This is a genomic window from Klebsiella sp. CTHL.F3a (assembly GCF_019890895.1).
Lineage (GTDB): Bacteria > Pseudomonadota > Gammaproteobacteria > Enterobacterales > Enterobacteriaceae > Klebsiella > Klebsiella grimontii.
Genome location: NZ_CP082360.1, coordinates 2,009,199 through 2,022,610, shown reverse-complemented (window position 1 = coordinate 2,022,610; position 13,412 = coordinate 2,009,199). Strand labels below are relative to the sequence as shown.

The window sequence follows — 13,412 nt, the reverse complement described above, 5'->3', positions numbered from 1 at the left end:
GCGGAGGTGGCTGATGGAACGCGTGCTGATTAACGATACCACCCTGCGCGACGGCGAGCAGAGCCCCGGCGTCGCCTTTCGCACCAGCGAAAAGGTCGCCATTGCCGAGGCGCTTTACGCCGCAGGAATAACGGCGATGGAGGTCGGTACCCCGGCGATGGGCGACGAGGAGATCGCGCGGATCCAGCTGGTGCGTCGCCAGTTGCCCGACGCAACCCTGATGACCTGGTGTCGGATGAACGCGCTGGAAATCCGCCAGAGCGCCGATCTGGGCATCGACTGGGTGGATATCTCGATTCCGGCTTCGGATAAGCTGCGGCAGTACAAACTGCGCGAGCCGCTGGCGGTGCTGCTGGAGCGGCTGGCGATGTTTATCCATCTTGCGCATAGCCTCGGCCTGAAGGTATGCATCGGCTGCGAGGACGCCTCGCGGGCCAGCGGCCAGACCCTGCGCGCTATCGCCGGGGTCGCGCAGCAATGCGCCGCTGCCCGCCTGCGCTATGCCGATACGGTCGGCCTGCTCGACCCTTTTACCACCGCGGCGCAAATCTCGGCCCTGCGCGAAGTCTGGTCCGGCGAGATCGAAATGCATGCCCATAACGATCTGGGCATGGCGACCGCCAATACGCTGGCGGCGGTAAGCGCCGGGGCCACCAGCGTGAATACGACGGTACTCGGTCTCGGCGAGCGGGCGGGCAACGCGGCGCTGGAAACCGTCGCGCTGGGCCTTGAACGCTGTCTGGGCGTGGAGACCGGCGTGCATTTTTCGGCGCTGCCCGCGCTCTGTCAGAGGGTCGCGGAAGCCGCCCAGCGCGCCATCGACCCGCAGCAGCCGCTGGTCGGCGAGCTGGTGTTTACCCATGAGTCAGGTGTCCACGTGGCGGCGCTGCTGCGCGACAGCGAGAGCTACCAGTCCATCGCCCCTTCCCTGATGGGCCGCAGCTACCGGCTGGTGCTGGGCAAACACTCAGGGCGTCAGGCGGTCAACGGCGTTTTTGACCAGATGGGCTATCACCTCAACGCCGCGCAGATTAACCAGCTGCTGCCCGCCATCCGCCGCTTCGCCGAGAACTGGAAGCGCAACCCGAAAGATTACGAGCTGGTGGCTATCTACGATGAGCTGTGCGGTGAATCCGCCCTGCGGGCGAGGGGGTAATGATGGAGTGGTTTTATCAAATTCCCGGCGTGGACGAACTTCGCTCCGCCGAATCTTTTTTTCAGTTTTTCGCCGTCCCCTATCAGCCCGAGCTGCTTGGCCGCTGCAGCCTGCCGGTGCTGGCAACGTTTCATCGCAAACTCCGCGCGGAGGTGCCGCTGCAAAACCGGCTCGAGGATAACGACCGCGCGCCCTGGCTGCTGGCGCGAAGACTGCTCGCGGAGAGCTATCAGCAACAGTTTCAGGAGAGCGGAACATGAGACCAAAATTCACCTTTAGCGAAGAGGTCCGCGTCGTACGCGCGATTCGTAACGACGGCACCGTGGCGGGCTTCGCGCCCGGCGCGCTGCTGGTCAGGCGCGGCAGCACCGGCTTTGTCCGCGACTGGGGCGTTTTTTTGCAGGATCAGATTATCTACCAGATCCACTTTCCGGAAACCGATCGGATCATCGGCTGCCGCGAACAGGAGCTGATCCCCATCACCCAGCCGTGGCTGGCAGGAAACTTGCAATACGGGGATAGCGTGACCTGCCAGATGGCGCTCGCGGTCAACGGTGATGTGGTCGTGAGCGCCGGCCAGCGGGGACGCATTGAGGCTACCGATCGGGGAGAGCTCGGCGATAGCTACACCGTCGATTTTAGCGGCCGCTGGTTCAGAGTCCCGGCGCAGGCCATCGCCCTTGCAGAGGAGAGAGAAGAATGAACCCATGGCAACGTTTTGCCCGGCAGCGGCTGGCGCGCAGCCGCTGGAATCGCGATCCGGCGGCCCTGGATCCGGCCGATACGCCGGCTTTTGAACAGGCCTGGCAACGCCAGTGCCATATGGAGCAAGCGATCGTCGCGCGGGTCCCTGAAGGCGATGTTCCGGAGGCGTTGCTGGAGAATATCGCCGCCTCCCTTACTATCTGGCTCGACGAGGGGGATTTTACTCAGCCCGAACGCGCTGCCATCGTGCGCCATCACGCCCGGCTGGAACTCGCCTTCGCCGATATTGCCCGCCAGGCGCCGCAGCCGGACCTCTCCACGGTACAGGCGTGGTATCTGCGCCACCAGACGCAGTTTATGCGCCCGGAACAGCGTCTGACCCGCCACCTGCTGCTGACGGTCGATGGCGACCGCGAAGCCGTGCACCAGCGGATCCTCGGTCTGTACCGGCAAATCAACGCCTCGCGGGACGCTTTCGCTCCGCTGGCCCACCGCCATTCCCACTGCCCAAGCGCCCTGGAAGAGGGTCGTTTAGGTTGGATTAGCCGCGGCCTGCTCTATCCGCAGCTCGAGACCGCGCTGTTTTCACTGGCGGAAAACGCGCTAAGCCTTCCCATCGCCAGCGAGCTGGGGTGGCATCTTTTATGGTGCGAAGCGATTCGCCCCGCTGCGCCCATGGAGCCGCAGCAGGCGCTGGAGAGCGCGCGCGATTATCTTTGGCAGCAGAGCCAGCAGCGCCATCAGCGCCAGTGGCTGGAACAGATGATCTCCCGTCAGCCGGGACTGTGCGGGTAGCCTCAGCGGCTACCCGTTAACGCCTACAGCACGGTGCGTTTAATATCCTCAAGCCAGTTCGCCAGACGCGCTTCGGTCTGGTCGAACTGGTTATCCTGATCCAGCACCAGCCCAACAAAACGGTCGCCTTCCAGCGCCGAGGACGCGCTGAATTCATAACCCTCATTTGGCCAGCTGCCAATCATCTGCGCTCCCCGCGCGCTTAGGGCGTCGAACAGCGGGCGCATCCCGCTGACGAAGTTGTCCGGATAGCCTCTCTGATCGCCGAGGCCGAACAGCGCCACGGTTTTTCCTTTCAGGCTGGCGTCGTCGAGGCCGCTGATAAATTCGCTCCATGATTCGCTTTCGCATCCGGCCTCCAGCCCCGGCAGCTGGCCGTCGCCGAGCGTCGGCGTGCCCAGCAGCAGCACCGGATAGGCCATAAAGTCGTCCAGCGTCGTGCGGTTAATGTTGACCGGGGCATCCGCCAGCTCGCCCAGCTGCTTGTGGATCATTTTCGCGATTTTGCGGGTTTTACCGGTATCGGTGCCAAAGAAAATACCAATGTTCGCCATGTTGCGCTCCTGTCAGAAAAGGGGGTTGAAAACACGCGTTCTCACAGGGGTATTGCGAAGGCTGTGCCAGGTTTCTTTGCACTACCGCGGCCCATCCTTGCCCCAAAACGATCGCTTTAGCCCCCTCCCGCCGCACGCAGCGGGGCTGGCGGGGCGCTTGAAATGCAAAAAGCGCCTGCTTTTCCCCTACCGGATCAATGTTTCTGCTTATTACGCCGATAAGGGCGCACGGTTTGCATGGTTATCACCGTTCGGAAAACACCGCGGCGTCCCTGTCACGGTGTCGGACAAATTGTCATAACTGCGACACAGGAGTTTGCGATGACCCTGAATATGATGCTCGATAACGCCGTACCCGAGGCGATTGCCGGTGCGCTGACTCAACAACATCCGGGGCTGTTTTTTACAATGGTCGAACAGGCTTCGGTAGCGATTTCCCTCACCGATGCCCGGGCGAATATCATCTACGCCAACCCGGCGTTTTGCCGCCAGACTGGATACTCGCTGGCGCAATTGCTCAATCAAAATCCGCGTCTGCTGGCCAGCAGCCAGACGCCGCGCGAGATCTACCAGGAGATGTGGCAAACCCTGCTCCAGCGCCAGCCGTGGCGCGGTCAGCTGATTAATCAGCGCCGCGACGGCGGCCTGTATCTGGTGGATATCGATATCACGCCGGTGCTGAATCCGCAGGGCGAGCTGGAGCATTATCTGGCGATGCAGCGGGATATTAGCGTCAGCTATACCCTGGAACAGCGGCTGCGCAATCATATGACGCTAATGGAAGCGGTGCTCAATAACATCCCCGCCGCCGTGGTCGTGGTGGATGAGCAGGATCGGGTGGTGATGGATAATCTCGCCTACAAAACGTTCTGCGCGGACTGCGGTGGGAAAGAGCTGCTGGTCGAGCTCCAGGTTTCACCGCGCAAAATGGGGCCCGGCGCGGAGCAAATCCTGCCGGTGGTGGTTCGCGGCGCGGTCCGCTGGCTGTCGGTGACCTGCTGGGCGCTGCCCGGCGTGAGTGAAGAAGCCAGCCGCTACTTCGTCGACAGCGCCCCGGCGCGCACGCTGGTGGTGATCGCCGACTGCACCCAGCAGCGCCAGCAGCAGGAACAGGGCCGGCTCGACCGTCTGAAACAGCAGATGACCGCCGGTAAGCTGTTGGCCGCGATTCGCGAGTCGCTGGACGCGGCGCTGATTCAGCTTAATTGCCCAATCAACATGCTGGCGGCGGCCCGCCGGCTGAACGGCGAAGGCAGCGGCAACGTGGCGCTGGATGCGGCGTGGCGCGAAGGTGAAGAGGCCATGGCGCGCCTGCAGCGCTGCCGTCCTTCGCTTGAGCTGGAAAGCAATGCCGTCTGGCCGCTTCAGCCCTTTTTTGACGACCTGTACGCCCTTTACCGCACCCGCTTTGACGATCGCGCGCGGCTGCAGGTGGACATGGCATCGCCGCATCTGGTCGGCTTCGGCCAGCGTACCCAGCTGCTGGCCTGCTTGAGTTTATGGCTCGACCGGACGCTGGCCCTCGCCGCCGAGCTGCCCTCCGTACCGCTGGAGATCGAACTTTACGCCGAAGAGGACGAGGGCTGGCTCTCTTTTTATCTCAACGACAATGTCCCGCTGCTGCAGGTGCGCTACGCCCACTCCCCGGATGCCTTAAACTCTCCCGGCAAAGGGATGGAGCTGCGGCTGATCCAAACGCTGGTCGCCTACCACAGCGGCGCGATTGAACTGGCTTCGCGACCCCAGGGAGGCACCAGCCTGGTTCTGCGTTTCCCGCTGTTTAATACCCTGACCGGAGGTGAGCAATGATCCATAAATCCGATTCGGACACCACCGTCAGACGTTTCGATCTCTCCCAGCAGTTTACCGCCATGCAGCGGATAAGCGTGGTGCTGAGCCGCGCCACCGAAGCGAGCAAAACCCTGCAGGAGGTCCTGAGCGTGCTACATAACGATGCGTTTATGCAGCACGGGATGATTTGCCTGTACGACAGCCAGCAGGAGATCCTGAGCATCGAAGCGCTGCAGCAAACGGAAAACCAGACGCTGCCCGGCGGTACGCAAATTCGCTACCGGCCGGGGGAAGGATTAGTCGGTACCGTACTGGCGCAGGGCCAGTCGCTGGTGCTGCCACGCGTCGCCGACGACCAGCGTTTTCTCGATCGGCTGAGCCTGTACGACTATGATCTGCCGTTTATCGCCGTTCCGCTGATGGGCCCCCACTCCCGGCCCATCGGCGTACTGGCGGCGCAGCCGATGGCGCGTCAGGAAGAGCGGCTGCCCGCCTGCACGCGCTTTCTCGAAACCGTCGCCAATCTGATCGCCCAGACGATTCGCCTGATGATCCTGCCGACCTCCGCCGTGCAGCCGCCGCAGCAGAGCCCCAGAGTAGAGCGCCCGCGGGCGTGTACCCCTTCGCGCGGTTTCGGCCTGGAGAATATGGTCGGTAAAAGCCCGGCGATGCGGCAAATTATGGATATTATTCGTCAGGTTTCCCGCTGGGATACCACGGTGCTGGTTCGCGGCGAGAGCGGCACCGGGAAAGAGCTCATCGCCAACGCCATCCACCATAATTCTCCGCGCGCCGCCGCGGCGTTCGTCAAATTTAACTGCGCGGCGCTGCCGGACAACCTGCTGGAGAGCGAGCTGTTTGGTCATGAGAAAGGCGCATTTACCGGCGCGGTGCGCCAGCGGAAAGGCCGCTTTGAGCTGGCGGACGGCGGCACCTTATTCCTCGATGAGATCGGCGAAAGCAGCGCCTCGTTTCAGGCTAAGCTGCTGCGTATTCTGCAAGAGGGGGAGATGGAGCGCGTCGGCGGCGACGAAACCCTGCGCGTCAACGTGCGCATTATTGCGGCGACCAACCGCCATCTGGAAGAGGAAGTGCGGCTGGGTCATTTTCGCGAGGATCTATACTACCGCCTGAACGTAATGCCTATCGCGCTGCCGCCGCTGCGCGAACGCCAGGAGGATATCGCCGAGCTGGCGCACTTTCTGGTGCGAAAAATCGCCCACAGCCAGGGGCGAACGCTGCGCATCAGCGATGGGGCGATTCGCCTGCTGATGGAGTACAGCTGGCCGGGGAACGTGCGCGAACTGGAAAACTGTCTCGAACGTTCGGCGGTGCTGTCGGAAAGCGGCCTGATTGACCGGGACGTGATTCTGTTCAACCATCGAGATAACCCGCCGAAAGCGCTCGCCAGCAGCGGTCCGGCGGAGGACGGCTGGCTTGATAACAGCCTCGACGAGCGCCAGCGGCTGATTGCCGCCCTGGAAAAAGCGGGCTGGGTGCAGGCCAAAGCGGCGCGGCTGCTCGGCATGACCCCGCGCCAGGTGGCGTATCGCATTCAGATTATGGATATCACCATGCCGCGACTGTGAAGCCTTATGTGAGATTCAGGACATTGTCGCCAGCGCGGCGGAATTGCGACAATTCAGGGACGCGGGTTGCCGGTTAAAGAGTCTATTTTTCATGCGGTTGCGAAATTGACCTCTGGTACAGCATTTGCAGCAGGAAGGTATCGCCCAACCACGAAGGTACGACCATGACTTCCTGCTCCTCTTTTTCTGGCGGCAAAGCCTGCCGCCCGGCGGATGACAGCGCATTGACGCCGCTTGTGGCCGATAAAGCTGCCGCGCACCCCTGCTACTCTCGCAATGGGCATCACCGTTTCGCGCGGATGCATCTGCCCGTTGCGCCTGCCTGCAATTTGCAGTGCAACTACTGTAACCGCAAATTCGATTGCAGCAACGAGTCCCGCCCCGGGGTATCGTCAACGCTGCTGACGCCTGAACAGGCGGTCGTGAAAGTGCGTCAGGTCGCGCAGGCGATCCCGCAGCTTTCGGTGGTGGGCATCGCCGGGCCCGGCGATCCGCTCGCCAATATCGCCCGCACCTTTCGTACCCTGGAGCTGATCCGCGAACAGCTGCCGGACCTGAAATTATGCCTGTCGACCAACGGACTGATGCTGCCTGACGCGGTGGACCGCCTGCTGGATGTCGGCGTTGACCACGTCACGGTCACCATTAACACCCTCGACGCGGAGATTGCCGCGAAAATCTACGCCTGGCTATGGCTGGACGGCGAACGCTACAGCGGGCGCGAAGCGGGAGAGATCCTGATTGCCCGTCAGCTTGAGGGCGTACGCAGGCTGACCGCCAAAGGCGTGCTGGTGAAAATAAATTCAGTGCTGATCCCCGGCATCAACGATAGCGGCATGGCCGACGTGAGCCGCGCGCTGCGGGCCAGCGGCGCGTTTATCCATAATATTATGCCGCTGATCGCCAGGCCGGAGCACGGCACGGTATTTGGCCTCAACGGCCAGCCGGAGCCGGACGCCGAGATGCTCGCCGCCACCCGCAGCCGGTGCGGCGAAGTGATGCCGCAGATGACCCACTGCCACCAGTGTCGCGCCGACGCCATCGGGATGCTCGGCGAAGACCGCAGCCAGCAGTTTACCCAGCTGCCGGCGCCAGAGAGCCTCCCGCCCTGGCTGCCGATCCTCCACCAGCGCGCGCAGCTGCACGCCAGCATTGCGACCCGCGGCGAATCTGAAGCCGACGACGCCTGCCTGGTCGCCGTGGCGTCAAGCCGCGGGGACGTCATTGATTGTCACTTTGGCCACGCCGACCGGTTCTACATTTACAGCCTCTCGGCCGCCGGCATGGTGCTGGTCAACGAGCGCTTTACGCCCAAATATTGTCAGGGGCGCGATGACTGCGAGCCGCAGGATAACGCAGCCCGGTTTGCGGCGATCCTCGAACTGCTGGCGGACGTTAAAGCCGTATTCTGCGTACGTATCGGCCATACGCCGTGGCAACAGCTGGAACAGGAAGGCATTGAACCGTGCATTGACGGCGCGTGGCGGCCGGTCTCCGAAGTGCTGCCCGCGTGGTGGCAACAGCGTCGGGGGAGCTGGCCTGCCGCGTTACCGCATAAGGGGGTCGCCTGATGCCGCCGCTCGACTGGTTGAGGCGCTTATGGCTGCTGTATCACGCGGGTCAAGGCAGCTTTCCTCTGCGCATGGGTCTTAGCCCGCGCGACTGGCAGGCGCTGCGCCGGCGGTTGGGCGAGGCTGAAACGCCGCTCGACGGCGAGACGCTCACCCGCCGCCGCCTGATGGCGGAGCTCAACGCCACCCGCGAAGAGGAGCGCCAGCAGTTGGGCGCGTGGCTGGCGGGCTGGATGCAGCAGGATGCCGGGCCGATGGCGCAGATTATCGCCGAGGTTTCGCTGGCGTTTAACCATCTCTGGCAGGATCTTGGTCTGGCGTCGCGCGCCGAATTACGCCTGCTGATGAGCGACTGCTTTCCGCAGCTGGTGGTGATGAACGAACACAATATGCGCTGGAAAAAGTTCTTTTATCGTCAGCGCTGTTTGCTGCAGCAGGGAGAAGTTATCTGCCGTTCGCCAAGCTGCGACGAGTGCTGGGAACGCAGCGCCTGTTTTGAGTAACCGTTTCCCGAAGGGAGACTGCAAACAAAAAAGCCGGAGGTTTCCCTCCGGCTTTTCACATCATCAAACGTGATTACGCGACGTCTTCGTACTGCGGTACCGGGTTGCGGAAGCTTTTGGTCACGCAGGCCAGGTAGACCAGACCAATACCGCCCCAGATCAGGCCGAGAACCATGGAGCTCTCTTCGAGGTTGATCCACAGTGCGCCGACGGTCAGCGCGCCGCACACCGGCAGAATCAGATAGTTGAAGTGGTCTTTCAGCGTTTTGTTGCGCTTTTCACGGATCCAGAACTGGGAGATCACCGACAGGTTAACGAAGGTGAACGCCACCAGCGCGCCGAAGTTAATCAACGCTGTCGCCGTGACGAGGTCGAATTTAATCGCCAGCAGCGCAATCGCGCCAACCAGCAGCACGTTCCACGCCGGAGTACGCCATTTCGGATGCACGTAGCCGAAGAAACGCGTCGGGAACACGCCGTCGCGGCCCATCACGTACATCAGACGGGAAACGCCCGCATGCGCGGCCATGCCGGATGCCAGCACGGTAACGCTGGAGAAAATCAGCACGCCCCACTGGAAGGTTTTGCCCGCTACGTACAGCATGATTTCAGGCTGCGAAGCGTCAGGATCTTTAAAGCGCGAGATGTCCGGGAAGTACAGCTGCAGGAAGTAGGAAGCGCCGATAAAGATCAGGCCACCAATCAGCGCGGTCAGGAAGATAGCCTTCGGGATCACGCGCTCCGCGTCTTTGGTCTCTTCAGACAGCGAAGAGATGCCGTCAAAGCCGAGGAACGAGAAGCACAGGATGGTCGCGCCGGTAATCATCGGCACCACGTGCGCGCCTTCAGACCAGAACGGACGGGTGCTGGTCAGCGTGCCCGCGCCTTCGCCGTGCATAACGCCGTAGATAATCAGGCCAACAATCACCGCCACGATACCCATCTGCAGGATAACGATCAGGGTATTGAAGTTCGCCACGGTCTTGATGCTGCGCAGGTTGGAGATGGTCATAAAGGCCACCAGCGCGACAACGAAGATCCACGATGGAATAGAAGGCACCAGCGCTTCAAAGTAAATTTTGGCCAGCAGAATGTTGATCATCGGCATGAACAGGTAGTCCAGCAGCGATGACCAGCCCACCATAAAGCCAACGGCCGGGCTAATGGATTTCTGTGCGTAGGTATAAGCGGAACCCGCCGACGGGAAACGGCGAACCAGTTTACCGTAGCTCAGCGCCGTGAAAAGAATGGCGATCAGTGCGAAGGCGTAAGCCGTCGCAACGTGACCATCAGTCAATCCAGAGACGATACCAAACGTATCGAACAGCGTCATCGGCTGCATATAGGCCAGGCCCATCATGACAACCGGAATTAACGTAAGCGTTTTACGTAATTCCACGCGAGAGGTTTTTGGAGTAGCGTTATGCGACATAGTTATCCCCTTTTACGGTGAACGCCAGCGCGTAAGCAAAAAATTGCCCCATTTCTTTGTATTCCTCAGCGACAACCACTGTCGGTTTTTAGTAAATATCTATCCGGTACGAAGCCCGGCCTCTTGGTATTGAATGATGTGTCTTTCAACCAAAAAAATAACCGACACTTTAAAAAAGCGTCGGCCAGTTTCTGATTTTCAGGACGCGTATTTTGCAACAACTGCTGGCCCGATGACAAGATGTTACAAGGCTTAATAATCCCGGTGATTCTCTAACAGATTAATATTCATACGATTTTAGTATTATAGACCTGATGGATAGCACTATTTGCTAATATCTCCTTTCGCCACCACTCTCCCGCCTGCCCGCAAACGTCTTCATTCCAGCCTATCCATGCGCGATTGACCGGTTCGGGGACCGTCGTTTTTATTATGAGTAGCTCGCCGCGGGCGATTAATGCCTGCACCTGAAATAGCGGTAAATAACTCCAGCCCAGTCCGGCGCACAGCAGCATCAGTTGGGCGGGAAGATCGAATACCGTCAGGCTCTCCTGGCCTTCGGCCTGCGGCCACGCGCCGTCGGTGGTAATCGCCCGATGGCGGCGCAGCGTCCGCCATCCCAGCGGACCGGCAATCTGCGCAAGCGGATGCTGGGGCGCAACAACAAACGCCTGCGCCACCTCTCCCAGCAGAATCGAGGCGCAGCCGCTGAGCGCCGGCGGGTCGCCCAGTACGCCCAGCAGAAGATCCGCCTGCCCTTCCATCAGCATCTGCCAGTTTGCGCCTGGGGTATCGCGGCGGAATTCAAGGCGGGTGGCGTGATGCTGGCGATAAAACGCCGCGATCGACGGGGCCAGCAGCGGGAACGGAAAGGTGGCGTCGACGTTGAGTATCAGCGTATTTTCCCAGCCCTGATGCAGCCTGACGGCCTGCTTTTCCAGTTCGCGGGCGGTGTGCAGCACGTCGCGCCCCTTTTCCAGCAGCATCTGCCCGGTACGGGTAAAGCGCGCCCGGTGACCGCTGCGGTCGAGAAGTTGAATATTGAGATCGCTTTCCAGCTTATGAATGGTATAGCTCAGCGCCGAGGGCGTTTTATAGAGCTTCGCCGAGGCGGCGGCAAAGCTGCCCTCTTTATCGAGGGCATCAAGGATGACGAGCACATCCAGCAGTGGTTTCATCGCTCCCCCTTACGGTACGCGATTCACCGCTGGCGCATTACTCCATCGGCATCACCAGCGGATCGGGGTACTGATACTCAAACCCCAGTTCGTTGCAAATACGGCTGCCATCCACGATCTTGCCGCTACCGTTCTCCGGGTTATCAGAGAATACGGGGACGGGAAGCCCAAGCTCGCGGGCCATCTGCGGATAAAAGACGCCGCGCGCGGGATGCTTAGGCGCACATATATTATAGATGCGCCCGCCTTTCGGAGCCTGCAATAACAGTTCGATCGCGGCGATCACATCCTGGAGATGCACCAGGTTGACGCCGTGCTGGCCGTCCGGCGCGGATTTCCCGGCAAAGAAGCGCCCCGGATGACGGGACGGCCCCACCAGCCCGGCGAGGCGCAGAATGTCCACCGAGGTGCCTGGAAGGTTATGCAGCCAGTCCTCCAGCTCTTTCAGCACCCGTCCGCTGGCGGTTTGCGGATTAAGGGGGGAGTTCTCTTTCAGCGTGCCGCTGGCGTTGCCGTAAACCGACGTTGAGCTGGTGAATATGATGCGCGGCACGTGATGCGCCAGCGCGGTATCAACGATTTCCTGTACCGCCTGAAGGTAAAACTCCTCTCCGGGACCGGTCCGCCGAGCCGGTAAAGTAATCACCAGCGCGTCGACGTTCATTAAGGCATCCAGATCCTCGGTGTCGCAGACCAGCTGCGGCTCCAGTCGCAGCGGATAGCTGTCGATGCCGCACATCCGCGCCGCCTCCACGCCATCCTGCGTGGTCTTACTGCCGGTCACCTGCCATCCCCGCGACATCAACGACAGCGCAAGCGGCATACCCAGCCATCCTAAACCTACAATCGCGACCTTTTTCATCCCCTTGCTCCTGACTTTTCGCTGTGCTGACTTAAGGCTACGCCAGCTGGCGGCAACTGACAATTTCTTCGGTCAATATGAAATGAATTAATGATAGAAAAAAGCCCTTGCTTTATGCGAGTAAAGTGGTTTAGGTTAAAAGGCATCAAATGCATAGTCATTCACAGAGAATTTTATGAACAGCGTTCAATTTAAAAACCACCATCATCACCATCATCCTGACTAGTCTTTCAGGCGATGTGTGCTGGAAGACGTTTGGATCTTCCAGTGGTGCATGAACGCAAAGAGAGCCCCCGGAAGATTCGCTTCCGGGGGCTTTTTTTTGGACCGAATTCGGACAGATTCAGACAGGGTTACAGAGGAAAATAAGAATGTTAGACAACAGCCGTTTACGCATAGCTATTCAGAAATCAGGGCGTTTAAGCGAAGATTCACGCGAATTACTCAGCCGTTGCGGCATCAAAGTGAATCTCCACACCCAGCGCCTGATCGCGCTGGCGGAAAATATGCCCATCGATATTCTGCGCGTGCGTGATGACGATATTCCGGGCCTTATCATGGACGGCGTGGTCGATTTGGGGATTATCGGCGAAAACGTGCTGGAGGAAGAGCTGCTGAGCCGCCGCGCTCAGGGCGAAGACCCGCGCTACTTCACCCTGCGTCGTCTCGACTTCGGCGGCTGCCGCCTGTCGCTGGCGACCCCGGCGGATGAACCCTGGGACGGCCCGGCGGCACTGGACGGCAAACGCATCGCCACCTCCTACCCGCATCTGCTGAAGCGCTACCTTGACCAGAAAGGCATCTCGTTCAAATCCTGCCTGCTGAACGGCTCGGTTGAAGTGGCCCCGCGCGCCGGTCTGGCCGACGCGATTTGCGACCTGGTCTCAACCGGGGCGACTCTGGAAGCGAACGGCCTGCGCGAAGTGGAAGTGATGTTCCGCTCCAAAGCCTGCCTGATCCAGCGCGACGGCGAGATGGCCGATAGCAAACAGCAGCTGATCGACCGCCTGCTGACCCGTATTCAGGGGGTGATTCAGGCCCGCGAATCAAAATACATCATGATGCACGCGCCGACCGAACGCCTGGAAGAAGTGATCGCCCTGCTGCCCGGCGCCGAGCGCCCGACCATTCTGCCGCTGGCCGGCGACAAGCAGCGCGTGGCAATGCACATGGTGAGCAGCGAAACCCTGTTCTGGGAAACCATGGAAAAACTGAAAGCGCTGGGCGCCAGCTCCATTCTGGTCCTGCCGATTGAGAAGATGATGGAGTAATCCGG

At 60.6% G+C, this 13,412-nt stretch carries 15 protein-coding genes and 1 other annotated feature; of the genes, 10 read left to right on the top strand and 5 right to left on the bottom strand.

Going from position 1 to position 13,412, the window contains the following annotated elements; all coding sequences use genetic code 11:
• Nucleotides 1-13: 13 nt before the first annotated feature.
• Genes nifV through nifM form a run of 4 tightly spaced genes read left to right on the top strand, consistent with a single transcriptional unit; the run spans nucleotide 14 to nucleotide 2,656 of the window.
• Complete coding sequence (nifV, locus tag K7H21_RS09545) at nucleotides 14-1,156, top strand: homocitrate synthase (RefSeq protein WP_139529788.1); 1,143 nt, start codon at nucleotides 14-16, stop codon at nucleotides 1,154-1,156.
• The gene (locus K7H21_RS09540; RefSeq protein WP_004122407.1) at nucleotides 1,156-1,416 is read left to right on the top strand and encodes a nitrogenase-stabilizing/protective protein NifW; all 261 of its coding nucleotides are present in this window, start codon (nucleotides 1,156-1,158) and stop codon (nucleotides 1,414-1,416) included. Before nifV ends, K7H21_RS09540 begins: the two co-directional genes overlap by 1 nt.
• On the top strand, nucleotides 1,413-1,859 hold the full coding sequence (locus tag K7H21_RS09535) for a nitrogen fixation protein NifZ (RefSeq protein ID WP_087828818.1): 447 nt from the start codon (nucleotides 1,413-1,415) through the stop codon (nucleotides 1,857-1,859). The genes K7H21_RS09540 and K7H21_RS09535 overlap by 4 nt, the downstream gene beginning before the upstream one ends.
• Nucleotides 1,856-2,656 (top strand): nitrogen fixation protein NifM, encoded by an 801-nt coding sequence (nifM, locus tag K7H21_RS09530; RefSeq protein WP_004122413.1) that lies wholly within the window; start codon nucleotides 1,856-1,858, stop codon nucleotides 2,654-2,656. The genes K7H21_RS09535 and nifM overlap by 4 nt, the downstream gene beginning before the upstream one ends.
• 23 nt (nucleotides 2,657-2,679) lie before the next feature.
• On the opposite strand, the gene K7H21_RS09525 is transcribed toward nifM, so the two are convergent.
• Entirely contained in the window at nucleotides 2,680-3,210 is a 531-nt protein-coding gene (locus K7H21_RS09525; protein ID WP_112167177.1) for a flavodoxin, read from the bottom strand.
• Nucleotides 3,211-3,531: 321 nt separating this feature from the next.
• Here K7H21_RS09525 and nifL point away from each other — a divergent pair, with 321 nt between their 5' ends.
• The 4 genes from nifL (at nucleotide 3,532) to K7H21_RS09505 (ending at nucleotide 8,664) form a co-directional block, all read left to right on the top strand.
• A complete protein-coding gene (nifL, locus tag K7H21_RS09520; protein WP_123829122.1) occupies nucleotides 3,532-5,019 on the top strand; it encodes a nitrogen fixation negative regulator NifL in 1,488 nt (495 codons plus the stop codon).
• Nucleotides 5,016-6,590: a nif-specific transcriptional activator NifA gene (nifA, locus tag K7H21_RS09515; RefSeq protein ID WP_223035741.1), complete on the top strand. Its 1,575-nt coding sequence runs from the start codon at nucleotides 5,016-5,018 to the stop codon at nucleotides 6,588-6,590. The genes nifL and nifA overlap by 4 nt, the downstream gene beginning before the upstream one ends.
• 164 nt (nucleotides 6,591-6,754) lie before the next feature.
• Complete coding sequence (nifB, locus tag K7H21_RS09510) at nucleotides 6,755-8,161, top strand: nitrogenase cofactor biosynthesis protein NifB (RefSeq protein ID WP_223035740.1); 1,407 nt, start codon at nucleotides 6,755-6,757, stop codon at nucleotides 8,159-8,161.
• Nucleotides 8,161-8,664, top strand: coding sequence for a nitrogen fixation protein NifQ (locus tag K7H21_RS09505; protein WP_004122425.1), 504 nt, complete (start codon nucleotides 8,161-8,163; stop codon nucleotides 8,662-8,664). The genes nifB and K7H21_RS09505 overlap by 1 nt, the downstream gene beginning before the upstream one ends.
• Before the next feature lie 73 nt (nucleotides 8,665-8,737).
• Here K7H21_RS09505 and K7H21_RS09500 read toward each other — a convergent pair whose 3' ends face one another.
• The 4 genes from K7H21_RS09500 to K7H21_RS09485 all read right to left on the bottom strand — a co-directional run bounded on the left by K7H21_RS09500 (nucleotide 8,738) and on the right by K7H21_RS09485 (nucleotide 12,136).
• On the bottom strand, nucleotides 8,738-10,096 hold the full coding sequence (locus K7H21_RS09500) for an APC family permease (protein ID WP_004122426.1): 1,359 nt from the start codon (nucleotides 10,094-10,096) through the stop codon (nucleotides 8,738-8,740).
• On the bottom strand, nucleotides 10,086-10,148 hold the full coding sequence (gene yoeI / locus K7H21_RS29335; RefSeq protein ID WP_096335043.1) for a membrane protein YoeI: 63 nt from the start codon (nucleotides 10,146-10,148) through the stop codon (nucleotides 10,086-10,088). The genes K7H21_RS09500 and yoeI overlap by 11 nt, the downstream gene beginning before the upstream one ends.
• Nucleotides 10,149-10,383: 235 nt before the next feature.
• Nucleotides 10,384-11,274, bottom strand: coding sequence for a LysR family transcriptional regulator (locus tag K7H21_RS09490; protein WP_142469839.1), 891 nt, complete (start codon nucleotides 11,272-11,274; stop codon nucleotides 10,384-10,386).
• A 37-nt stretch (nucleotides 11,275-11,311) separates the two neighbouring features.
• Nucleotides 11,312-12,136, bottom strand: a complete 825-nt coding sequence (locus tag K7H21_RS09485; RefSeq protein ID WP_004122430.1) for an SDR family oxidoreductase — start codon at nucleotides 12,134-12,136, stop codon at nucleotides 11,312-11,314.
• A 175-nt stretch (nucleotides 12,137-12,311) separates the two neighbouring features.
• Here K7H21_RS09485 and hisL point away from each other — a divergent pair, with 175 nt between their 5' ends.
• Nucleotides 12,312-12,362 carry a his operon leader peptide gene (gene hisL, locus K7H21_RS09480; RefSeq protein WP_009654477.1) on the top strand — a complete coding sequence of 17 codons (51 nt, stop codon included), beginning with the start codon at nucleotides 12,312-12,314 and terminating at the stop codon, nucleotides 12,360-12,362.
• Nucleotides 12,338-12,460: a sequence feature (His leader region), on the top strand. Its footprint overlaps the gene before it by 25 nt.
• Before the next feature lie 47 nt (nucleotides 12,461-12,507).
• A complete protein-coding gene (gene hisG / locus K7H21_RS09475; RefSeq protein ID WP_004122431.1) occupies nucleotides 12,508-13,407 on the top strand; it encodes an ATP phosphoribosyltransferase in 900 nt (299 codons plus the stop codon).
• Nucleotides 13,408-13,412: the final 5 nt, after the last annotated feature.

Coding starts and splice junctions, on each gene's coding strand:
- nifM (WP_004122413.1), top strand. CDS start 1,856: ATGAACCCATGGCAACGTTTTGCCCGGCAGCGGCTGGCGCGCAGCCGC.
- K7H21_RS09525 (WP_112167177.1), bottom strand. CDS start 3,210: ATGGCGAACATTGGTATTTTCTTTGGCACCGATACCGGTAAAACCCGC.
- nifV (WP_139529788.1), top strand. CDS start 14: ATGGAACGCGTGCTGATTAACGATACCACCCTGCGCGACGGCGAGCAG.
- K7H21_RS09535 (WP_087828818.1), top strand. CDS start 1,413: ATGAGACCAAAATTCACCTTTAGCGAAGAGGTCCGCGTCGTACGCGCG.
- nifL (WP_123829122.1), top strand. CDS start 3,532: ATGACCCTGAATATGATGCTCGATAACGCCGTACCCGAGGCGATTGCC.
- K7H21_RS09485 (WP_004122430.1), bottom strand. CDS start 12,136: ATGAAAAAGGTCGCGATTGTAGGTTTAGGATGGCTGGGTATGCCGCTT.
- nifA (WP_223035741.1), top strand. CDS start 5,016: ATGATCCATAAATCCGATTCGGACACCACCGTCAGACGTTTCGATCTC.
- K7H21_RS09540 (WP_004122407.1), top strand. CDS start 1,156: ATGATGGAGTGGTTTTATCAAATTCCCGGCGTGGACGAACTTCGCTCC.
- K7H21_RS09505 (WP_004122425.1), top strand. CDS start 8,161: ATGCCGCCGCTCGACTGGTTGAGGCGCTTATGGCTGCTGTATCACGCG.
- hisG (WP_004122431.1), top strand. CDS start 12,508: ATGTTAGACAACAGCCGTTTACGCATAGCTATTCAGAAATCAGGGCGT.
- nifB (WP_223035740.1), top strand. CDS start 6,755: ATGACTTCCTGCTCCTCTTTTTCTGGCGGCAAAGCCTGCCGCCCGGCG.
- K7H21_RS09490 (WP_142469839.1), bottom strand. CDS start 11,274: ATGAAACCACTGCTGGATGTGCTCGTCATCCTTGATGCCCTCGATAAA.
- K7H21_RS09500 (WP_004122426.1), bottom strand. CDS start 10,096: ATGTCGCATAACGCTACTCCAAAAACCTCTCGCGTGGAATTACGTAAA.